The organism is Ruegeria sp. CDSB113, from assembly GCF_059611045.1.
Window position 1 is genome coordinate 53784 of record NZ_JBXWOU010000014.1, and the last position, 20091, is coordinate 73874.

The 20091-nt window shown below is 59.2% G+C and carries 18 protein-coding genes; 10 read left to right on the forward strand and 8 right to left on the reverse strand.

Annotated elements, in window-relative coordinates:
- The first annotated feature begins 2 nt into the window (after nt 1-2).
- Both AC2FIS_RS19540 and AC2FIS_RS19545 read left to right on the forward strand, forming a co-directional pair.
- A complete protein-coding gene (locus AC2FIS_RS19540; protein WP_496775006.1) occupies nt 3-635 on the forward strand; it encodes a bifunctional 4-hydroxy-2-oxoglutarate aldolase/2-dehydro-3-deoxy-phosphogluconate aldolase in 633 nt (210 codons plus the stop codon).
- Between the two features lie 51 nt (nt 636-686).
- Nucleotides 687-1883 (forward strand): pyridoxal-phosphate-dependent aminotransferase family protein, encoded by a 1197-nt coding sequence (locus AC2FIS_RS19545; protein ID WP_496775007.1) that lies wholly within the window; start codon nt 687-689, stop codon nt 1881-1883.
- Here the strand turns inward: AC2FIS_RS19545 and AC2FIS_RS19550 are convergent.
- Nucleotides 1880-2980 (reverse strand): pyridoxal phosphate-dependent aminotransferase, encoded by a 1101-nt coding sequence (locus AC2FIS_RS19550; RefSeq protein WP_496775008.1) that lies wholly within the window; start codon nt 2978-2980, stop codon nt 1880-1882. The two genes, AC2FIS_RS19545 and AC2FIS_RS19550, sit on opposite strands and share 4 nt — an antisense overlap.
- A 95-nt stretch (nt 2981-3075) precedes the next feature.
- Here AC2FIS_RS19550 and AC2FIS_RS19555 point away from each other — a divergent pair, with 95 nt between their 5' ends.
- From AC2FIS_RS19555 to AC2FIS_RS19565, 3 genes are all read left to right on the forward strand, one after another.
- Complete coding sequence (locus AC2FIS_RS19555) at nt 3076-4146, forward strand: SMP-30/gluconolactonase/LRE family protein (protein ID WP_496775009.1); 1071 nt, start codon at nt 3076-3078, stop codon at nt 4144-4146.
- Nucleotides 4147-4211: 65 nt separating this feature from the next.
- Entirely contained in the window at nt 4212-4994 is a 783-nt protein-coding gene (locus tag AC2FIS_RS19560) for a crotonase/enoyl-CoA hydratase family protein (RefSeq protein ID WP_496775010.1), read from the forward strand.
- Complete coding sequence (locus AC2FIS_RS19565) at nt 4991-5362, forward strand: VOC family protein (RefSeq protein WP_496775011.1); 372 nt, start codon at nt 4991-4993, stop codon at nt 5360-5362. The genes AC2FIS_RS19560 and AC2FIS_RS19565 overlap by 4 nt, the downstream gene beginning before the upstream one ends.
- Here AC2FIS_RS19565 and AC2FIS_RS19570 read toward each other — a convergent pair.
- The 4 genes from AC2FIS_RS19570 to AC2FIS_RS19585 all read right to left on the reverse strand — a co-directional run bounded on the left by AC2FIS_RS19570 (nt 5359) and on the right by AC2FIS_RS19585 (nt 10600).
- The gene (locus AC2FIS_RS19570) at nt 5359-5691 is read right to left on the reverse strand and encodes a DnaJ family domain-containing protein (protein ID WP_496775012.1); all 333 of its coding nucleotides are present in this window, start codon (nt 5689-5691) and stop codon (nt 5359-5361) included. The two genes, AC2FIS_RS19565 and AC2FIS_RS19570, sit on opposite strands and share 4 nt — an antisense overlap.
- 39 nt (nt 5692-5730) lie before the next feature.
- Nucleotides 5731-6894: a benzoate/H(+) symporter BenE family transporter gene (locus AC2FIS_RS19575; RefSeq protein WP_496722738.1), complete on the reverse strand. Its 1164-nt coding sequence runs from the start codon at nt 6892-6894 to the stop codon at nt 5731-5733.
- 137 nt (nt 6895-7031) lie between these two features.
- A complete protein-coding gene (locus AC2FIS_RS19580) occupies nt 7032-10187 on the reverse strand; it encodes a valine--tRNA ligase (RefSeq protein WP_496775013.1) in 3156 nt (1051 codons plus the stop codon).
- 77 nt (nt 10188-10264) lie between these two features.
- Nucleotides 10265-10600, reverse strand: coding sequence for a hypothetical protein (locus tag AC2FIS_RS19585; RefSeq protein ID WP_496775014.1), 336 nt, complete (start codon nt 10598-10600; stop codon nt 10265-10267).
- Between the two features lie 90 nt (nt 10601-10690).
- Between AC2FIS_RS19585 and AC2FIS_RS19590 the strand changes: the two genes are divergently transcribed.
- From AC2FIS_RS19590 to AC2FIS_RS19600, 3 genes are all read left to right on the forward strand, one after another.
- Nucleotides 10691-12982, forward strand: a complete 2292-nt coding sequence (locus AC2FIS_RS19590) for a xanthine dehydrogenase family protein molybdopterin-binding subunit (RefSeq protein ID WP_496775015.1) — start codon at nt 10691-10693, stop codon at nt 12980-12982.
- Nucleotides 12960-14036, forward strand: a complete 1077-nt coding sequence (locus AC2FIS_RS19595; protein WP_496775016.1) for a T6SS phospholipase effector Tle1-like catalytic domain-containing protein — start codon at nt 12960-12962, stop codon at nt 14034-14036. Before AC2FIS_RS19590 ends, AC2FIS_RS19595 begins: the two co-directional genes overlap by 23 nt.
- Before the next feature lie 132 nt (nt 14037-14168).
- The gene (locus tag AC2FIS_RS19600; protein WP_496775017.1) at nt 14169-14615 is read left to right on the forward strand and encodes a hypothetical protein; all 447 of its coding nucleotides are present in this window, start codon (nt 14169-14171) and stop codon (nt 14613-14615) included.
- A gap of 257 nt (nt 14616-14872) precedes the next feature.
- On the opposite strand, the gene AC2FIS_RS19605 is transcribed toward AC2FIS_RS19600, so the two are convergent.
- Nucleotides 14873-15448 carry a GcrA family cell cycle regulator gene (locus tag AC2FIS_RS19605; protein WP_496722746.1) on the reverse strand — a complete coding sequence of 192 codons (576 nt, stop codon included), beginning with the start codon at nt 15446-15448 and terminating at the stop codon, nt 14873-14875.
- Nucleotides 15449-15574: 126 nt separating this feature from the next.
- Between AC2FIS_RS19605 and AC2FIS_RS19610 the strand changes: the two genes are divergently transcribed.
- Complete coding sequence (locus AC2FIS_RS19610; RefSeq protein WP_109313410.1) at nt 15575-16378, forward strand: ABC transporter permease; 804 nt, start codon at nt 15575-15577, stop codon at nt 16376-16378.
- Here AC2FIS_RS19610 and AC2FIS_RS19615 read toward each other — a convergent pair.
- Together AC2FIS_RS19615 and AC2FIS_RS19620 are read right to left on the reverse strand one after the other, a co-directional pair.
- On the reverse strand, nt 16375-17610 hold the full coding sequence (locus tag AC2FIS_RS19615; protein ID WP_496775018.1) for an MFS transporter: 1236 nt from the start codon (nt 17608-17610) through the stop codon (nt 16375-16377). The two genes, AC2FIS_RS19610 and AC2FIS_RS19615, sit on opposite strands and share 4 nt — an antisense overlap.
- 112 nt (nt 17611-17722) lie before the next feature.
- Nucleotides 17723-18607, reverse strand: coding sequence for a DMT family transporter (locus AC2FIS_RS19620; protein WP_496775019.1), 885 nt, complete (start codon nt 18605-18607; stop codon nt 17723-17725).
- A gap of 292 nt (nt 18608-18899) precedes the next feature.
- On the opposite strand from AC2FIS_RS19620, the gene AC2FIS_RS19625 reads away from it, so the two are divergent.
- Nucleotides 18900-20087, forward strand: a complete 1188-nt coding sequence (locus AC2FIS_RS19625; RefSeq protein WP_496722751.1) for an aspartate aminotransferase family protein — start codon at nt 18900-18902, stop codon at nt 20085-20087.
- Nucleotides 20088-20091 lie beyond the last annotated feature (4 nt).

Here is a 20091-nt window from a genome sequence, read left to right on the forward strand (position 1 = left end):
CTATGTCCAAAACCCAACGCACGCGCGAAATCTGCGCACTTGCGCCCATTGTTCCTGTCCTTGTCGTCGATGACGCGGCTCAGGCGCGCCCATTGGCCGAGGCGCTTGTCGCAGGTGGCCTCCCCGCGCTTGAGGTTACTCTGCGCACACCCGCCGCGCTGGACGCGATCCGCGCGATGGCGGATGTGCCGGGCGGCGTCGTCGGCGCAGGAACTTTGGTGACGCCCGAAGATGTGCGCGCCGCGAAAGAGGCAGGCGCGCAATTCGGGGTCTCGCCCGGTGCCACCGACATTCTGATCGCGGCCTGCGAGGCCGAAGGCCTGCCCTTGTTGCCCGGCGCCGCCACAGCCAGTGAGGCGATGCGTCTGTTGGAACACGGCTATGACATGCTCAAGTTCTTCCCGGCCGAAGCATCGGGTGGTGCACCGGCGTTGAAGGCGATCGGCGCGCCGTTGCCGCAAATCAAGTTTTGCCCGACCGGTGGTGTGTCCCCCGAAAATGCAAAGGATTACCTGTCCTTGTCCAATGTGGTTTGCGCGGGCGGAAGCTGGGTTGCGCCGAAAAAGATGGTCATTGATGGGGATTGGGCCGGTATCGAAAACCTTGCGCGCGCGGCCTCCAAGCTGATGGATTGACGCCGCCTAAAGCTGCGCTAGGGTGGGCGTAAATTCATACAGGTTGATCCCATGACAGACCCCATTTCCTTGGCGCAAGGGCGCGAGTATCTGGCGATTCCAGGACCTTCGGTCATCCCTGATGCGGTTTTGCAAGCCATGCACCGCCCGTCGCCGAATATCTACGAAGGCGAGCTGATCGAGATGATGCCATCGCTGACCCGCGATCTGTGTCGCGTGGCGCGGACCGAGCATAGTGTTGCTATCTATATCTCTAACGGCCACGGAACGTGGGAAGCGGCGCTGTCCAACGTCATCGCACCCGGTGAAACCGTTCTAGCCCCCGCATCTGGCCGATTTACCCATGGCTGGGCCGAGATGGCCGAGGGTATTGGCGCCAAGGTTCAATTGATCGACTTCGGCCCGTCCTCGGCGTGGGATTTTGACCGCATTGCCGAGGCATTGCGTGACGACACAGCCCACATGATCAAGGCGGTACTGGCCGTTCATGTGGACACCTCAAGTTCAATCCGGAACGACATTCCGGCACTACGCGCCTTGTTGGACGATCTGGACCACCCGGCGCTTTTGATGGCGGATTGCATTGCCTCGCTGGGGTGTGACCGGTTCGAAATGGATGCCTGGGGCGTCGACGTCACAGTTACGGCCTGTCAGAAGGGGCTGATGACACCCGCTGGCACCGGATTCGTGTTTTTCAATGACAAAGCACAGGCCAAACGGGCCGCTATGCCACGTGTTTCGCAGTATTGGGACTGGCAGCCACGATCCAACCCCGAGCTGTTCTATCAGTATTTCAACGGCACCGCGCCAACCCATCACCTCTACGGTTTGCGTTCGGCGCTGGACATGATCCATGCCGAGGGGATGGAGCAGGTTTGGGCGCGTCACGAACGCCTAGCTAAGGCGATCTGGGAAGCGTGTGAAATCTGGGCGCAAGGTGGCGCGCTGCATCTGAATGTTGCTGATCGTCATTACCGCAGCCACGCTGTCACCGCCTTGCGACTGACCGAGGGGCGCGGCACGCCATTGCGCAAGTTCACTGAAAACCAACTGGGTTTGACCCTTGGCATTGGTCTTGGGATGGACGACTGGGACGGATGCTTCCGTCTTGGACACATGGGCCACGTCAACGGCCAGATGGTTATGGCTACGTTGGGCAGCGTGGAAACAGCCTTGGCCGCGCTGGATATCCCTCGCGGCAAAGGCGCGTTAGAAGCTGCAGCTGCGGTGCTTGCGTCGAAGACCTAACGCCGCGCCTCGGCAAGCGCATTTGGCAATGCTGCGGCAAAGGCATCCAGATCGGATGCCTCGCCACAGCTGACGCGGATGCAGCGATTTTGCGGCGCGGCAAAGGGCATTCGCACGAAAATGCCCTGCGTGACCAATGAGTCCAGAACAGCCTTGGCGAAGGCCCCATCCTGCCCGCAATCAATGGCGACGAAATTGGTTGCCGAGGGAAGGGGCTCCAACCCGTTCTTGCGGGCAATCTGGCTGATCCGATCACGCGCTACGGTAATCTTGGTCTGAACATGATTTAGCCACTCGGCATCATTCAGTGCGGCCAGCGCACCGGCCTGCGCGGCTCGGTTCATTCCGAAATGGTTGCGCACCTTGTTGAAGGCTGAAATCAGGCCGGGTGCGCCGATGGCATAGCCAACCCGCGCGCCCGCCATGCCGTACAGCTTGGAAAAAGTTCGCATCCGGATCACCCGCGGATCGTCTGCTGCCACAGGGGCGGCGGTGCCTTCGGGCGCACATTCCACATAGGCTTCGTCAAGCACCAGCAGGCAACCGTCGGGTAGCTTGTCCATCGCCGCCACGATATCCGCGCCTGAATGCCAGCTACCCATCGGGTTGTCAGGATTGGCCAGATACACCAGCTTGGCATCCACTTCACCCGCCTTGGCAAACAGCGCCGCCGGGTCCTCGTGGTCGTCGCGATACGGCACTTTGTGGAGCGTTCCGTCGAACCCCGTCACATGGTAGTTGAAGGTCGGGTATGCCCCATCTGAGGTGACGACCGCGTCTCCGGATCCGACCAGTAGCCGCACCAGGTAACCCAACAGCCCGTCAATGCCTTCGCCAACCACGATGTTTTCCGACCCGACTCCATGGTGATCCGCCAATGCGGCGCGCAGATCGTGGTTTTCCGGATCGCCATACATCCAGATCCCCGTATCTGCCATTACCGCGATGGCGCGCGGTGAGGGTCCAAACACGCTTTCATTTGCGCCCAGCCGCGCCACAAATGGTGCGCCACGCAGGCGTTCCTGCGTTTCGGGGCCAACAAATGGCACGGTTGCAGGCAGGGATTGGGCAAGCGGGGTATAGCGTGGCTCTGTCATGGGGGCAGATAAACGTAAGGTCATACGACAGGCAAGCTTGCGTTGCAGGATGCTGCTCCGCATTGTTCGCGTAACGATTAAAGGGAGGAGTGCGCATGCGCATCGTTTTGGGCCTGTTGATTGTCGGCCTCGCCTATCTGGTTTTCTGGCCGGTCCCGGTTCAACCGGTGGCATGGACCCCACCCGAAGCACCGGGTTTCACTGGTGACTTTGCGGAGAACAATGCGTTGGACCAGCTAGAGCTGATCTCGTTACCTGACGGTGAGAAAGGCCCCGAAGACATTGCCATCATGCCCGACGGGTCCGTGTACACGACCAGCTTGTCCGGGGCGTTTTATCGGATAGACGGCGAGGCCCCGGTGAAAGTTGACGACCTCGGCGGTCGGCCCTTGGGGCTGACGGTCGGTCCGGATGGGGCGCTTTACATCGCCGACAGTTTCCGAGGCATCATGCGATGGACCGGCCCCGGTACGCTGCAGCCAGTCGTGTCTGAGATAAACGGCGCGCCGGTGATCTATACAAATCAATTGGACGTGGCGAAGGATGGGACGATCTATTTCTCAAACTCGTCTGATCGGTTTGATCCCGAAACGATGGGCGGGACCAAGCCGACCTCGGTCCTGACCATCTGGGAGCAATCGGACACAGGTTACGTTGCCCGCCACGCGCCCGATGGCACGACCGAGAAACTGGCCGAAGGCTTTGTCTATACGAACGGCGTCGCGTTGTCGCCGGGTGAGGATTTTCTGCTGATCGCCGAAACCGGGCGCGCCCGGGTGCACAAGCTTTGGCTGACAGGCCCGAAGGCCGGGCAGCAAGAGGTCCTGATGGGCAATCTGCCCGGTTATCCGGACAACATCGAGGCACAGGGCGATGGTACGTATTGGATGGCTTTTGCCAGCCCGCGCGTGCCAAGCGAGGCACTGATGCCGTATCCGTTCCTGCGCAGGGTGATCTGGCGACTGGGACCGATGGTGCGGCCTGCGCCGATCCATCGCGGGATGATGGTGCAGTTTGACGGCGACGGGAACATCCTGCAGACCTTGCAAGACCCCGGGGGTCGGCTGGGCATCACCACGGGTGGCAAGGTGGCCGGGGGACATTTCTACGTCATGACATTGGATTCGCCCTGGTTCGGGCGCATGCCTGCATCAAATCTGCCCTAACGTCGAGGTGGAACTGCCTGAACCATCGGGGCATTGTACCCCTAACCGGAATTGAGAGGCCTGAGATGTCACGCGTATCCGTCGAATACAAAAATCACATCGCGCACGTAACTCTGACGCGTGGCGACAAGATGAATGCGCTGGATGATGCGATGATAAAGGCCATCATTTCTGCGGGGCAGGAGGTCGCTGCCTCGGATGCGCGCGCGGTGGTGCTGTCGGGTGAAGGCAAAAGCTTTTGCGCGGGTCTGGACATGGCCAGCTTTGCGAGCATGGCGCAAACGGACCCGACCGAATGGTTGATGGCCCGCAGCCACAACGACGCCAATGAGGTGCAGGAAGTTGCCTTGGTTTGGCAACGCGTGCCCGTTCCCGTCATTTGTGCCATTCAGGGTGTTGCTTATGGCGGCGGTTTGCAACTTGCGCTGGGCGCTGACATCCGGATAGCACATCCCGAGGCTAAGCTCGCCGTGATGGAGATGAAGTGGGGTCTGATCCCCGACATGGGCGGTATGGCTTTGCTGCCCAAGCTGGTCCGGTCGGACGTTTTACGCCTGTTGACCTATTCGGCCCGCCCCATCGGTGCCGCGCAGGCCACGGACTGGGGGCTGGTCACCAAACTGTCGGACGACCCACTGACCGAGGCATTGGCCTTGGCCGAAGACATCGCTGGCCAAAGCCCTTCGGCTATCCGGGCGGCCAAACGCCTGATCGAGATCGCCGAAGCCAAACCTCGCACAGAGGTGCTGCTGGAGGAGTCATCAGAGCAAGTGGAGCTGATCGGCAAACCCGACCAGATGGAGGTTATTGCGGCGAATTTGCAAGGTCGCAAGCCAGAGTTTAAATGATCTCGGCACCTGTCACCCGATTGATCCTGTACGCCAAGGACATCGACAAGATGGTGCGTTTCTATGAGACACATTTTGGCTATGCAGCGCGCCAACTGGAAGGGGACCGGATTGTTGAGCTTGTACCTGTCGAAGACGGGTTGCGCCTGTTGCTGCACCCAGCCAGCAAGGCCGCTCGGCAGGGGCAAGCGGCGGTCAAAATCGTTTTTGATGTCGCGGACGTTGCCGAGTTTTGCAGACAAGCCGCGCAGCACGGGCTGAAATTCGGTCCGATCCACACGGCGGACGGCTACAGTTTCGCGAATGCCAAGGATCCGTCGGGAAACTCGATATCCGTGTCCAGCAGGGCATTTGCACCCGGCAATTAACGCATAAAAGCCCGTCGTGCATCACGGGCCATATTGTATCGCATCTCAAGCTCGGCGATCTTAGCCATAGTCACCTTACGCTCGTCAGCATCGGGCTGCGACGCATAGGTTTTGCGCGCGGCATCCAACTCTTTCTTGATGCTGAACTCTTCGGGAAGAACGCCTGCTTGCGCCATGATCCGATGACCGGCGGCGACGGCCGGATCGGTCTGAGCCTCGGACGAACGGTCAGGCAGCGGCTGGCCTTCGCCCTCCAGCCCCTCTAGCTGACCTTCGGCTTGCGCCTTTTTGATCTGGCGTTCGACCAGTTTTCCGAGCGATCCAAACATAGGTTCGTAGTACCCGACCAGCACAGCGGGGGAAAGCTGTCATCTGGATCGGTTGGTAACCAGATAGGCGATACCACCTGCGGCCAAACCCCAGACTGCAGCGCCCAGGCCGAAGACGGTGATTCCTGATGCGGTTATGGCGAAAGTCAGAATCGCCGCTTCGCGTTCGGCGGGAACCTCTAACGCAGCAAAGGTCGCATTTGCCATCACACCAATCAGGGCAATGCCGGTCAGTGTACCCATGAGCAATGGGTCCGCGTGGGCCGCGAACCCGGTGATTGCCACGGCAAAGACGCCAAATACGCAGTAAAATAGGCCCGCCATAACCGCTGACCAGTAACGCTGGTTCGGGTCCGGGTAGCTGTCTTCGTTTGAACACATCGCAGCGGTAATCGCGGCAAGGCACGTGGCCGGAGCGCCAAAGGGGGCAGACAGAATACTGGCACCCCCGACGGCTGAGAACAACTTGCCAGCAATTGGCGCATAACCAAAGCTGCGCATGACGGCGATGCCGGGTATGTTTTGCGTAGCCATGGTGACGATGAACAGGGGGATGCCGATCCCGATCGCCGATGCGATCGAGAATGTCGGAATGGTCCAGACAGGGGCGGCGACCAGATGCTCGGGTCGGACCGAACCGTCACCGGCGTTCAATACAACGACGATTGCCGCGGCAACCACTGCGGCAGGAACTGCGATCAACCGATTGATCCGCCCGGCGATAAACCACGTCAAAATGACCGGCAGCGCTTGCCAGGGCAGCTCAACTGCCGCCTTGAACGGAATGATGCATAAGGGCAGCAAAACCCCGCCCAGCATGGCCTGTGCAAGTGTTGTCGGGATTGCGGCCGCAAGCCGTCCAAGCGGACGCCACAATCCGGCAACAACAGTCAGGGCTCCGGCGCAAAGAAATGCACCAACTGCATCAGAAAACCCGACCAATGGGGTCGCCGAGACCGCCAGCAGGGCGGCACCAGGTGTTGACCATGCCACGCTGATCGGCTGCCGGTACCAAAGGCTGACCACAATCGCTGTCACCCCCATTGCAACTGCCGCCATCATCAAACCAGAGGCCGCCTCAGCCTCCGAGGCACCCATTGCTACAAGGCCCTGCAGCACAATTGGGAAAGAGCTGAAAAATCCGACAACGGCCACCACAAGCCCGGTTGAAATTGTCTGCACAGGAGGGAAAAGACGCGCCATGACTTCCTCGGAGTTGTCTGCAGAGATTGCTAACAATCGCAAGCGGATAGAAACAAGGTGAAATGCGTCACCGAACAAAAAAACCCGCCGAATGAGCGGCGGGTGTTAGATTTTGAGTAATTGCGAAAAGATGAAGATCAGGCGATTTCCGCCAAGCGGGCGAGGGCCTCGTTCAGTTTCGCTTCTTCCTCTTCGCGGGCGGCAAGGTTGGCTTTGGCCTCCGCGACAACCTCTTCCGGGGCCGACGCTACGAATTTGGGGTTGTTCAGACGTCCGCGCAGACCTCCCAGTTCCTTGGCCAGCTTGCCCTTGGCTTTTTCCAGCCGCTCCTTTTCCGCGCCGATATCGATGATATCCGCCAGCGGCAAGCCGAAGGACGCGCCAGGGGCAGCGATCGAGATGGTGCCTTTGGGCAGTTCATCCGCCTTGGTCAGGCTGTCGATCCGCGCAAGGCGCTTGATCAGCGCTTCGTTGCGGTCCCATGCGGCTTGGCCATTGGCGTCGATCTCGGTCACCAGCATCGGCACGTAAAGACCGGCCGGAACCCGCATCTGTGCACGGGCCGAGCGGGTGTTTTCGATGACCGAAATCACCCAGTTCATCTCACGATCCGCATCCGCGTCGATCAGGTCGGTGGCGGCATAGGTCGGCCAGTCGGCGTGGACGACCATTTTGGCGCGGTTGTCGGTCAGGCCCCACAGCTCTTCGGTGACGAAGGGCATGATCGGGTGCAGCAGGACCATGCACTGATCCAGGACCCAGCGCATCGTGGCGCGGGTTTCGGCCTGCGCCTCGGCATCGTCGCCTTGCAGCAGCGGTTTGGAGAGTTCCACGTACCAATCGCAGACCTTGCCCCAAACAAAGGCGTAAAGCCCGTTGGCGGCGTCATTGAAGCGATAGCTTTCCAGCGCTGCGTCGACCTCTTCCCGCACGCGGGCGGTTTCGCCGATGATCCAGCGGTTTACGGCGGCCTTGGGCTTCAGGTCGGCCACATCCAGTTGCGGGACAGCGTCGGTGAAGACCTCGTTCATCTCGGCAAAGCGGACGGCGTTCCACAGCTTGGTGCCGAAGTTGCGATAGCCGGTGATGCGTTCGCGGGACAGTTTCAGCACGCCGCCGATCGCCGCCATCGAAGCGTTGGTAAAGCGCAGCGCGTCGGCGCCGAATTCATCCACGATCTCCAGCGGGTCGATGACATTGCCTGTGGTTTTGGACATCTTCTTGCCCTTCTCGTCGCGGACGAGCTGATGCAGGTAGACGGTGTGGAACGGAATCTCGTTCACTACGGCCAGTTGCATCATCATCATTCGGGCGACCCAGAAGAACAGGATATCTGCGCCGGTGATGAGCACATCAGTCGGGAAATAGCGCTCCATCTCTTCGGTTTGCTCGGGCCAGCCCAGGGTGCCGATTGGCCAGAGGCCGGAGGAGAACCAGGTGTCGAGCACGTCGGGGTCGCGCCAGACTGGATAAATCAGTTTGGTTGGGTCTTGTTCAACGGCATACTGGGCGAGACTTTCGGCGAACCGGTGGATCGCCTCGTGTTTGTCGGCAACTTCCACAACGGTTGCGTGGCTCAGCGGGCTAGGAATGTTGGCGTTGTCGTCCAGGAACTTCTCGGTGACTGCACCCAAGCTGGTTGCGCATTCCATGACATTGCCACGGTGCAGCATGCCACCTTCATTCAGCAGACGACCCAATTCGACTAAATCAAGGTCTCCGTCGTTCTCGTCATCGATGAAGTCTTCCGCAGACAGATCGAGACCATACCAAACCGGAATCTGGTGCCCCCACCAAAGCTGACGCGAAATGCACCAGGGCTCGATGTTTTCCAGCCAGTGGTAATAGGTCTTTTCGCCCGACTCAGGGATGATCTTGACCGTGCCGTCTTTGACCGCATCCAGCGCGGGGCCGACGATCTTTTCGGCGTCGACGAACCACTGGTCGGTGAACATCGGCTCGATCACCACTTTGGATCGGTCGCCAAACGGCTGCATGATCGGTTTGCTTTCGACCAGCGGCACCAGTGCTGCGGGATCGTCATCCTCGCCCAGCTTGGTGCCCAGAACCGGATCGTCCGCACGGGTCATCACGGCCAGACCGTCCGCGTTGATCTCTTCGACCACTTTCGCGCGCGCCTCGAACCGGTCGAGCCCACGCAGATGGTCGGGAACGAGGTTAATCGCGTCGATCTCGTTCTCGGTGAACTCACGCCCACGCGCGTATTCCTGCGCCTTGCCCGCCTCTTCGGCGTAGGGCGCACCATCAGCCCTCATCGCACCTTTGGTGTCCATCAGGCGGTACATCGGAATGCCGCCGCGCTTGGCGACCATGTTGTCGTTGAAGTCATGCGCGCCTGTGATCTTCACCGCGCCCGAGCCGAAATCGGGATCGGGGTAGTCATCGGTGATGATCGGGATCTGACGGCGATGCTCTTTCGGACCAACCGGGATTTCGCAGAGTTTCCCAACGATTGGCGCATACCGTTCATCCGACGGATGAACCGCAACCGCACCGTCGCCCAGCATGGTTTCAGGGCGGGTGGTGGCAATCGAAATGTAATCGCGTTCTTCTTCGAAAACGACGTTCCCGTCCTCATCCTTCTCGATATAGGTGTAGGTTTCACCACCGGCCAGCGGATACTTGAAGTTCCACATGTGGCCCGCGACCTCAATATTCTCGACCTCAAGATCCGAGATCGCAGTTTCGAAATGCGGGTCCCAGTTGACCAGCCGCTTGCCGCGATAGATCAGGCCCTTTTCGTACATATCGACGAAGACCTTGATAACGGCATCGTGGAAATTGGCCGAGTTCTCGTGCCCAGTCCGCGGGTCGCCGGGTGCACCGGCCATCGTGAAGGCGTTGCGGTCCCAATCGCAGGAATTCCCAAGGCGCGTCATCTGTTCGATAATCTTGCGACCGTATTGCCCCTTCCAGTCCCAGACCTTGGCCAGGAACTCTTCGCGCGTGTAGTCGGTACGCTTCCTGCCCTCTTCGGCCATCAGCTTCTTTTCGACCTGCATCTGTGTTGCGATGCCCGCGTGGTCCTGACCGGGCTGCCAAAGCGTGTCAAAGCCGCGCATCCTATGCCAGCGGGTCAGGATGTCCATCAGAGTATGGTTGAAGGCGTGGCCCACATGCAGCGCGCCCGTAACGTTCGGAGGCGGCAGCATAATGCAAAAGCTCTCGTCGCGCGATTTGTTCGCGCCTGCTTTGAAGGCCCCGGCCTGTTCCCAGGCCTCATAAATGCGGGCCTCGGCCTCGGCCGCGTTGAATGTCTTTTCCATCGCCATTGGATGCGTCCTGCGTCAACAAATTCGGGTCAGCGCCTGCAATAGCGAATGCGTAAGGGAAGGGGAAGGGTTGTATGCTATTCGGCCTGGGCAAAGCGCGCGCGAAAATAGTCCTGAACACACTGGTAGGCCGGTTCATGGAAATCCAAAGTCAGCAATGAGTGGTCGTTACCGTCAAATTCCACCGTTTCAAGATGATTACCGAAAGCATCCTTCAGGGCGCCCATATGCCTTTCTGAGGCAAGTTTGTCATCGGCGTAGCGCATGACGAGGCCGGGGCCGTTCCGTACCATGCCCGCGCGGGCGTCGGCACCGACATAAACGTCGTGGGTGGCTTCGCCGCCGCTGGTCGGCAGGGCGGTGAACGGAAATACGCTGTCATGTGCCCATGTGATGATCTGTAGGTTAACCAAAAAATGACTGGCAAGACACGAGGGAGCTGCCTCTTCGACTGGACATCGTCTTGTGGCGGGCTACGGTCGCCATCGCAGGAGGATCATCGCATGGAAAAGTTCGGTAAAAGCCAGCCCGTCAAACGGACAGAAGATCAACGGTTTCTGACCGGGCACGGACGATACATGGACGATGATGTGCCCGAAGGCGCTCTGTTCGCTGTTTTTTTTCGCAGCCCGGTTGCCCATGGCCGGATCACGGCGCTGGATCTGGATGCCGCGCGTGAGGCGGAAGGGGTGCGCCTTGTCATGACGCTGGATGATCTTTCGACGGCGGGGATCGACACAGTGATGAACGCGGCAACTGTGCAGAACCGCGATGGCTCTCAAACCCTTGCGCCCGACAGGCATATGCTGGCCCAAGATCGCGTCCGGTTTGTTGGCGAACCTGTGGCTGTCGTGATCGCAGACACGCTGTTGCAGGCGCGAGATGCGGTTGAGATGATCTGGATGGACACGGATGATCTGCCCGCGAAACTGGATGTCGAAGCCGGTGGCGAACTTCTGCATGATCAGGTCGCCGACAATCGTGCTTTTGATTGGGGGTTGGGTGATGAAGCAGCAACCGATGCCGCCTTTCAGGCTGCCGCGCATACCGTTTCGCTGGATGTGGCCGACAACCGCGTGATCATCACCTCAATCGAGCCACGGGGATGTCAGGCCAATTGGGTCGATGGACGTTTGCACTTTGCCTATGGTGGGCAAGGCGTCTGGGCGATGCGGGGGCAGTTGGCGCAAAAGCTGAAGCTGGAGCCCGAGGCGATCCGTGTCACCACCCCGGATGTGGGTGGCGGATTCGGCATGAAGGTCATGCCGTACCCTGAGTACTTTTGCGTCTCAGTTGCTGCGATGAAACTCGGGCAGCCTGTTCATTGGATGTCTGACCGATCCGAGGCGATGCTGTCGGATCATCACGGTCGCGACCTGACCTCATTGGCTGAGCTCGCCTTTGACGAGGACCTGAAAATCACGGCCTACCGTGTGCATAGCAAGGTAAATCTGGGTGCGTATAGCAGTCATTTTGGGCAAGCGATCCAGACCAGTCTTTTCAGCAAGGTGTTGATGGGGGTTTACGACGTTCAAACGACGTATCTGCGGGTTGAGGGCTTCTATACCAACACCACGCAAGTCGACGCCTATCGGGGGGCAGGGCGCCCCGAGGCGATCTATGTTCTGGAACGTGTCATGGATCGCGCCGCGCGCCAACTGGGCGTCGATCCTTGGGAGTTGCGCCGCAGGAATTTCATCCGGCCGGAAAACTTCCCCTACAAGACCGCGACCGGCGAAATCTATGACGTAGGTGATTTCGATATGGTCCTGTCCCGTGCAGCTGCCCAGACCCAGGGGTTCGCGACACGAAAAACTGCAGATGCGGAACGTGGACTGATCCGGGGGCGGGGCTTGTGTTACTATATCGAAAGCATTTTGGGTGACCCTTCAGAAAACGCGAAAGTCGAATTCTGCGAGGATGGCACGGTGAACCTTTATGTCGGCACCCAATCGAACGGGCAGGGGCATGAGACGGTCTACGCGCAATTCCTGTCAGACCAGGCCGGAGTTCCGATGGATCAGATCAACGTGGTGCAGGGTGACAGCGATCAGTTGCCACATGGTGGCGGGACTGGCGGGTCACGTTCGGTCACGGTGCAAAGCACCGCGACGCTGGCCACCATCGACGTCATGATCGCCGCATTCACGCCGTATCTGGCGGATAAGATGGGGGTGGAGGAAAGTGATGTGCGTTTCGACCATGAAACCTTTCGCGCGCCAGGGTCAAACCTGACGCCCACGATGAGCGAAGCCGCGGATATGGCCCGCGCCGATGGGCGCGCCGACCTGCTGAGCCATGAGGCCAGCGCCAATCTGGATGCGCGCAGCTATCCCAATGGCGCACATGTTGCCGAAGTCGTGATCGATTCTTACACCGGTGAAACCTGGGTCGACCAATATACGATCGTTGATGATTTCGGCAATCTTATCAACCCGATGTTGGCCGAAGGACAGGTGCATGGCGGAGTCGTGCAGGGCATCGGGCAGGCATTGACGGAACGTGTTGTGCATGATGCGCAGGGGCAACTGCTCACGGCTTCGTTGATGGATTACGCCTTGCCCCGCGCCGCCGAGATACCCATGATTAAGTTTACCTCGGCGCCGGTTCCGTCAACCTCTAACCCGATGGGGATGAAAGGTTGTGGCGAGGCAGGCACTGTGGGCGCGCTGGCCGCGGTGGCAAACGCGGTTCAGGATGCGCTCTGGGATCACGGGGTGCGGCAGGCGGACATGCCTTTCACACCTCACAAAGTATGGGAATTGTTGACGCATGGTTCTGTCGCGGCTGAGTAGAAAGGTTCTGGGATGGCTCGGACGGCCCTTACGGTCCGAGCATTCCGCCGAGGCGCTTCACCGGGAACCCGTCAGCCATGTGATTATCCTGGACGGCACCATGTCGACGCTTGAGCCGGGCTATGAAACCCATGCGGGCCAGACCCTGCGACTGTGCCGCGAAATGGGCAGTAAAGTGTCCGTCTTTTACGAATCCGGTGTGCAGTGGGAAAACTGGAAGTCCTCGCTGGACGTGATGATGGGGCGGGGCATCAACCGCCAGATCCGCCGCGCGTATGGCTATCTCGCTTCACGCTACAAACCCGGCGACCGTATCTATTTCATCGGCTATTCACGCGGCGCCTACGGTGTGCGCAGTTTGGCCGGTGTGATCGATATGATTGGTCTGGTTAAGGCTGAACATGCGACCGTTCGCAACATCAAGCAGGCCTACCGCCACTATGAATGCAACGCCAGCGGGTCGGCCGCGGCCGAATTCCGGCGGCAATTCTGTCACGAGGACGTGGCGATTGAGATGGTCGGCGTCTGGGATACGGTCAAAGCGCTGGGCATGCGTCTGCCGCTGCTGTGGCGCTGGGCCGAAGAGCGCCATTCCTTTCACACCCACCAGCTGGGCCCGGCGACGCGCCATGGCTACCACGCAATGGCGCTGGACGAGACCCGCGAGGTGTTCGAGCCGGTCCTGTGGAAATGTACCCCCGAATTCAAAGGCCATGTCGAACAAGTTTGGTTCCGTGGCACCCATGGCGATGTGGGTGGCCAGTTGAACGGCTTTGAAGAGGCCCGTCCCCTCAGCAACATTTCTCTGGTCTGGATGCTGGATAAGGCAGAACTGCATGGTCTACCACTACCTGAGGGCTGGCGTGATCGGTTCCCGACGGATACCTCCGCCCGTTCCGTTGGAACGTGGCGTGGCTGGGGCAAGATTTTCCTGCTGCGGAAGCATCGGAAGGTGGGCCGCGACCGGTCAGAGAAGCTCCATGTCTCGGTCTCGCCGGATGAATTACCACGCTGGGTGCCGATGCCGGATTTGCCATCGCATCCTGCGCAGTGAAGACGCCTTCATGAATCTAAAGTTTGTGGATTTTTATTTAATGTTCTTAAGTGCATATTCGGAGATGGATGTTGCTGGCTTGGCTCCAGTTACTTGGAGCAAATAGAACTCGCGTAATTGGGGAGCGCAATAGTGGCGCAAGTAGCTTGGGCGTGCGATGTTTTTATCGGGATGGAGTGCGACTTTATCGGGGAAGATTATCTGCAAAGCCCAGAAACGCTTGAAGAGGTCAGGCTAACAGCAGTTCGTAGCGAACGCGGCTTGGTGTTACCTTCAGAGAAGTTTCCCAAAAAGACGTTCGCTGAAGTTGGCAGGCCCAGAAGCCTCCGACACATTGAAAAAGCTGGTCTCTTTTTAACTTCTCCAGAAGTCGCAGAGATTTTTCGCAAGTTCGAACTTGGGGGCGGAGACTTATTCGAAACCCAGTTCTTAAGAAAGGATCGCCAAACACCCCTTAACTTTCACCATCTGTACCTGAACATGGGAACGTTAAGGACACCTTCTTGTCTGAACTTTCTCCAAACACGGAGAAATCGGGTGCTCCTCGATCTTGGTCTGAAGAGGATAGGCAGCGTGTGAGACGTCGGCCTGCGGGATGGCGCGACGATGATGTAGCGCTTGGTACAAACTGTCTCGAAGGCCCAGATATCTGGGTCGAAAAGTGCTTTAATGATGCCTTTTTTATGAGTCACGGTCTTGCTGACGCCCTGAGGATCAACGGTTTTGACAAAGACTTCAAATTAAAGCGGTGTCGCGTGCTGCCTTAGTCGCACGCGACCTATTTATTCCTAGATCATTGCCGGCTCAGACCGACCGATAGGAATCGTTTAAGGCACCTACCGCCGACGATCTCGACGCGAGCTCATTGGTTGGAAGGCTACGCCCACATGCGCTTCGCAATAAGGTTTACCCGCTTCAACCGGCAGGCCGCAGAACCAGAAATCCTCAGTCGCGGGGTCGCCTACTGGCCATTTGCAGGTCTTCTCGGTCAGTTCCATCAGCGTCAGCTTCTTGGCCTTTTTCTCGACCTCGTTGACCTTGGCCAATGCCTCGGGGCTGATTTCATTGGCCGATGGCTGTGGCGGCAACGGTTGACCGGCCGGAATGATCTGGCGGCGGGCCGGAACAGCAGGTTTTGCTTCAGCTGTAGGTGCCGGGGCCGGGCGCGCCGGTTCGGTCTTGGGCGCTGGCCTTGGCTTGGTCTCGGCCTTGGGCGCGGGTGCCGGTTTTTCCTTGGGTTCGGATTTGGCCGGCGAGGCACCGGTTGCGCGGTTCGACAGACCCAGACGGTGCACCTTGCCGATCACCGCATTGCGGGTCACGCCGCCCAGCTCCTTGGCGATCTGGCTGGCCGACTGGCCCTCGCCCCACATTTTCTTCAGCAGTTCTACGCGCTCGTCAGTCCAGGACATCATTTGCCTTTCAAAAGCGGAAAGCGGCCCCGGATTCGGGCCGCCTTGGGAATTCGTCTCAGCCCCCTATTTTAATCACTGCGAGCCGAGTTACAAGCGGTTCTCGAATCAGGATGAGGGCAGGTGATGCAGATTTCCGCGGATCAGAGCGAACGGCGTTTCGGAACAGTTAACTGGATGGGGCTTTACACGCTGGCCCAGCGTGAAACGCTGCGGTTTCTGGCGGTTTGGACTCAAACCCTGTTGGCGCCGCTTGTGACGGCCGGGCTGTTCCTGCTGATCTTCAATATCGCCATCGGTCCGGGGCGTCCGGATGTGATGGGGGTGCCGTTCCTGACCTTTCTGGCGCCGGGCATCATGATGATGACCGTTATCCAGAATGCGTTCGCCAACACCTCATCCTCGATGGTGATCGCCAAAGTGCAGGGGAATATTGTCGATACGTTGATGCCGCCTTTGTCCCCGCTTGAGATCCTGCTGGGCTATCTGGCCGGTGGCGTCGCGCGGGGTGTTCTGATCGCTTGTGTGGTTGCGGTCGCACTTGCTTTGGTTTTGGGGATTTACCCGCAGAACCCGTTGTTTGCCCTGATCTTCGTTGTTCTGGGTGGCGCATTCATGGGGGCCTTGGGCCTGTTCGCCGGTATTTTTGCCAACAAGTTTGATCAGATGGCGGCCATCACGAACTTCATCGTGACACCATTGGCTTTCCTGTCGGGTACGTTTTACTCGGTCCAGGCGCTGCCTCCGATCCTGAACCGGGTGAGTCATGTGAACCCGGTTTTCTATCTGATTGACGGCCTGCGCTATGGGATGATCGGCGTGTCCGACAGCTCACCTTGGTTGGGTATTGCGGTATGCACCGGTGCCACGCTGCTGGTCGGCGCGCTGACTTGGCAGATGTTGCGGACGGGGTATCGCCTAAAGGCTTAACCCGTCTCGGCCAGTGAACCGGGTTGAAAAGTCATCCTGGGCTTTCCCAATCGGGGGTGCAGATTTACGGCCACGGCCCAGGCCCCGAACAGGGCCAACCCTCCGACTGCAAAAACCCCGGCGACGGGTGAGATCAGAAGGACCAGTGATGCAACTCCGGGTGTCAGAATGCCGGAAACGTCGCGGTAGCTGGAGTAGATCGCTGACATCTCGGTGCGTTCGGACGGTTTCACTGCCATGAGGAATGGCAGCCCTGCGCAAATGTCCAGAACGATCAGCCAGATGGACCCAAGAACCAACGCCGCAACCGCCGCGACCGGCCAACCTGCGATGGCCCCAGCGGTGACAAAGCAAGTTCCGCAGGCAGCAAAGCCCACGCGGACCGCCGTGCGAATCGAACGCCCCTGCACCCAGCGTAAAATAAGCGGAGCTGCGAACAGCATTGCGTTGGTGGTGGACAGAAGGATGCCGCCCAGTTGCTCACCCAGCCCGTTTTGAATGGCGAAAATGGGTAGATACACCACGTAGATCCACCAGCCGCAGGATCGGATCATGGCGAAAAGATATCCCGCGACCAGACGGGGTTGTGCAAAGAAGCGCGGCAAAAAAGCCAGCGGGTTTTTTGCGGTGCCTCGCGCCTTGGTGATCAACTTGCCATTGCCCAACCGCATGCGCCAGAACTGGATCAGCATGACCGTACCTGCCACCGCGCTGATGACAAAGGGGGCAGGGGCCCAGACCTCCAGCAATAAGACGCCGGCCATCGGGCCGCCCGCCCAGCCGAGGGCGCTGTAAAACATGCGGCTGGTCTCGCATTTTCCCAGCTCGATCTTGCTGATGTAATCCAGGACATAAGCATTGAAGCAAATGAATGTGACCACTGTCGCGACCGTGTTCAGGGCAAGCGCACCGACCACTGCCGCCGGGCTGCCCTCAATCGCCAGAAGGGCGCCGCCGATGAACATGAGGCAACCAACAGTATACGCCCATCTGCGCGGTATGAAGCGGATCAGGAACGGCACCATCAGCCCCGCAATCAACGAGATGACGCCGACCAGAAAATACAGGAACGATACCGAAGACGCATCACCCAGCGCCCGATACATGGCCAGTGGAAAGACCGATATCAGAATGCCGCGGACAATCGCCTCGAACCCGGCAAGGATACCAAAGTCGCGGACTGACGGTGCTGGGGCATGGCGCACCCATTCGGGGATACGGCGTTCGTGCATGGGTAAACTCTCAAATCAACTGAGACGACATTGCGCCGGATCAATCCGCGTTCTTCCGGGTTTGCGACATACAGGTCGCCCCTGGGCCATGTCAGGAGAACTTTTTAGAGCTTCAGGCTTGCCGCGCCCGCGCTTCACGCCAGACAAGAATAAGTCCGCCGGTCAGAATTATGGCTGAGCCGATCATGCTGATCCCGTCCGGAATCACGCCGAATATCGCGAAATCGTAGAAAGCGGCGAAAATCAGCGTCACATAGCTGATTGGGGCAACAAATGAGGCGTCTGCCCGGGCCATGCCGTTCACAAAACACGCCTGCGCGCAGGCCATCAGCGCGCCGATACCCGCCAGCGCTGCCCATTGTTCTAGAGTTGGCATCTGAAAAACAAAGCTCACCGCGACAGAGGCAATCGTCAGGCCCATTGCGTTGTTGATCAGCAAAATCTGGATCGGGATTTCTCGACCGGAGAGTTTCTTGATGAATATCAGCTCCATCCCGATGACTGCGGCTGCCGTCAGTGCCAACAGGGCTGCTGGCTGAAAGCTATCGGGTGTCGGGCGCAACAGTATCAGCGCCCCAGCCAATGCCACCGCTGCCGCCAGCCAGCGCCAAGGGCCGACGCCTTCTTTCAGCAGCGGGATTGCCAACACCATTGCAAAGACCGGGTTCAGAAAGGAAATCGCCGTCGCATCCGCGATCGGAATGAACGCGACCGAGGCGAACATCAGCGTAATCCCGACCCAGCCGAAACTTGTACGCCCAATATGCAGGCCCCAATGCGGACGCTGCAGGCGCGGCCGCATCACGCCGACGGCGGTGACGATCACGATAAAGGCAAACAGAAACCGCCCATGGCTGATCTGCATTGGATGCAGCGCGGGACCCAACGTGTCCGTCCCCAAGGCTTTGGCCAGCAGGGTGGTCCCGGCCAGCAATGCACTGGCGGCGGTGATCAGCACGGCCGCAAGAGGCGGATTGTGGGCTTTGGCGACAAACATATGTCAGCGGTGCGTCAGCGCATGTCAAATGGCAAGCGGCAAATGCGTCGACCCAAGTATTTTCGCTGGTTGCCAATTTCAGGGTTTTCAGATGCTTCGGGCAGCGCTATACGGCGGCTTATGATCAAAAACGCACATATCCAGCGACTCCGACGCCGACGCTTCGCCGCGTAACCGGCCTCTTTGATCTATTTGCGCTGTTCAAATCGGCGCAATTTCCACCAAATCAGTTGACGAACACAGGCCGAGTGTATCACTCACAAGGCTCAAACTACCTGAAAAGGATGATCCCATGATCCCGTCCGTTCTGCCGACCTATAACCGCGCGCCCCTGACTTTCGTGAAGGGTGAAGGCGCCTGGCTGACCGAGGCGGATGGCCGACGTTTTCTGGACCTGGGCGCTGGGATCGCCGTGAATGCGCTGGGCCATGCCCATCCCGCACTGGTCAATGCCCTGACCGAGCAGGCGCACGCGCTGTGGCATGTTTCAAACCTCTACCACATCCCGCAGCAGCAGGCGCTGGCCGACAAACTGGTCGAGCACACCTTTGCCGATACCGTGTTCTTCACAAACTCGGGCACCGAGTCTTGCGAACTGGCCGTGAAAATGGCCCGCAAGTACTTCTATGACAAGGATCAGCCTGAACGGGTCGAGATCATCACCTTTGATGGCTCGTTCCACGGCCGGTCGTCGGCTGGTATTGCCGCTGCCGGGTCTGAGAAGATGACCAAGGGCTTCGGTCCACTGCTGCCGGGCTTTGTTCATGTCACGTTTGGCGACCTCGATGGCGTCACTAATGCGATCACCGATAAAACCGCCGCGATCATGATCGAACCCGTGCAGGGCGAGGGCGGCATCCGTCCGGTTCCAGACGCCGAACTCAAGGCCCTGCGCCAGATTTGCGATGACAACGGCCTGCTTTTGATCCTCGATGAGGTGCAATGTGGCGTAGGCCGTACCGGCAAGCTGTTCGCCCATGAATGGGCTGGAATTACCCCTGATATCATGATGGTCGCCAAAGGCATCGGCGGCGGCTTCCCTCTGGGTGCTGTTCTGGCCACGGAAGACGCCGCCAGCGGTATGACGGCAGGCACGCATGGCTCTACCTATGGCGGCAACCCGCTGGGCTGTGCCGTGGGCTGCGCGGTAATTGATCAGGTGGCGACACCAGCATTCCTGGATGGCGTCAACCGTAAGGCCGGCATGCTGCGCCAGAAGCTCGAAGGACTAATCGCCGAGCACCCGGAGGTCTTCGAAGAAGTGCGCGGAACCGGCCTGATGCTGGGCCTGAAGTGCAAAGCGCCCAATATCGACATGGTCAACGCCGGCTATGACAATGAGGTCATTACCGTCCCAGCCGCCGATAACGTGATCCGCCTGCTTCCGCCGCTGACGTTGACCGAGGATGACATCGCCCAGGCCGTGATCCGCCTCGACAAAGCCGCTGCGCAGGTCGAAGAGTCAATGGCCTCGGCCTAAGACA

Excerpts from the sequence above, each read along its gene's own strand:
- AC2FIS_RS19590 (WP_496775015.1), top strand. The coding sequence starts at position 10,691 with ATGGAAAAGTTCGGTAAAAGCCAGCCCGTCAAACGGACAGAAGATCAA.
- AC2FIS_RS19615 (WP_496775018.1), bottom strand. The coding sequence starts at position 17,610 with ATGCACGAACGCCGTATCCCCGAATGGGTGCGCCATGCCCCAGCACCG.
- AC2FIS_RS19555 (WP_496775009.1), top strand. The coding sequence starts at position 3,076 with ATGCGCATCGTTTTGGGCCTGTTGATTGTCGGCCTCGCCTATCTGGTT.
- AC2FIS_RS19625 (WP_496722751.1), top strand. The coding sequence starts at position 18,900 with ATGATCCCGTCCGTTCTGCCGACCTATAACCGCGCGCCCCTGACTTTC.
- AC2FIS_RS19545 (WP_496775007.1), top strand. The coding sequence starts at position 687 with ATGACAGACCCCATTTCCTTGGCGCAAGGGCGCGAGTATCTGGCGATT.
- AC2FIS_RS19605 (WP_496722746.1), bottom strand. The coding sequence starts at position 15,448 with ATGTCCTGGACTGACGAGCGCGTAGAACTGCTGAAGAAAATGTGGGGC.
- AC2FIS_RS19620 (WP_496775019.1), bottom strand. The coding sequence starts at position 18,607 with ATGTTTGTCGCCAAAGCCCACAATCCGCCTCTTGCGGCCGTGCTGATC.
- AC2FIS_RS19580 (WP_496775013.1), bottom strand. The coding sequence starts at position 10,187 with ATGGCGATGGAAAAGACATTCAACGCGGCCGAGGCCGAGGCCCGCATT.
- AC2FIS_RS19560 (WP_496775010.1), top strand. The coding sequence starts at position 4,212 with ATGTCACGCGTATCCGTCGAATACAAAAATCACATCGCGCACGTAACT.
- AC2FIS_RS19575 (WP_496722738.1), bottom strand. The coding sequence starts at position 6,894 with ATGGCGCGTCTTTTCCCTCCTGTGCAGACAATTTCAACCGGGCTTGTG.
- AC2FIS_RS19565 (WP_496775011.1), top strand. The coding sequence starts at position 4,991 with ATGATCTCGGCACCTGTCACCCGATTGATCCTGTACGCCAAGGACATC.
- AC2FIS_RS19570 (WP_496775012.1), bottom strand. The coding sequence starts at position 5,691 with ATGTTTGGATCGCTCGGAAAACTGGTCGAACGCCAGATCAAAAAGGCG.
- AC2FIS_RS19610 (WP_109313410.1), top strand. The coding sequence starts at position 15,575 with ATGCAGATTTCCGCGGATCAGAGCGAACGGCGTTTCGGAACAGTTAAC.
- AC2FIS_RS19540 (WP_496775006.1), top strand. The coding sequence starts at position 3 with ATGTCCAAAACCCAACGCACGCGCGAAATCTGCGCACTTGCGCCCATT.
- AC2FIS_RS19595 (WP_496775016.1), top strand. The coding sequence starts at position 12,960 with ATGGTTCTGTCGCGGCTGAGTAGAAAGGTTCTGGGATGGCTCGGACGG.
- AC2FIS_RS19550 (WP_496775008.1), bottom strand. The coding sequence starts at position 2,980 with ATGACAGAGCCACGCTATACCCCGCTTGCCCAATCCCTGCCTGCAACC.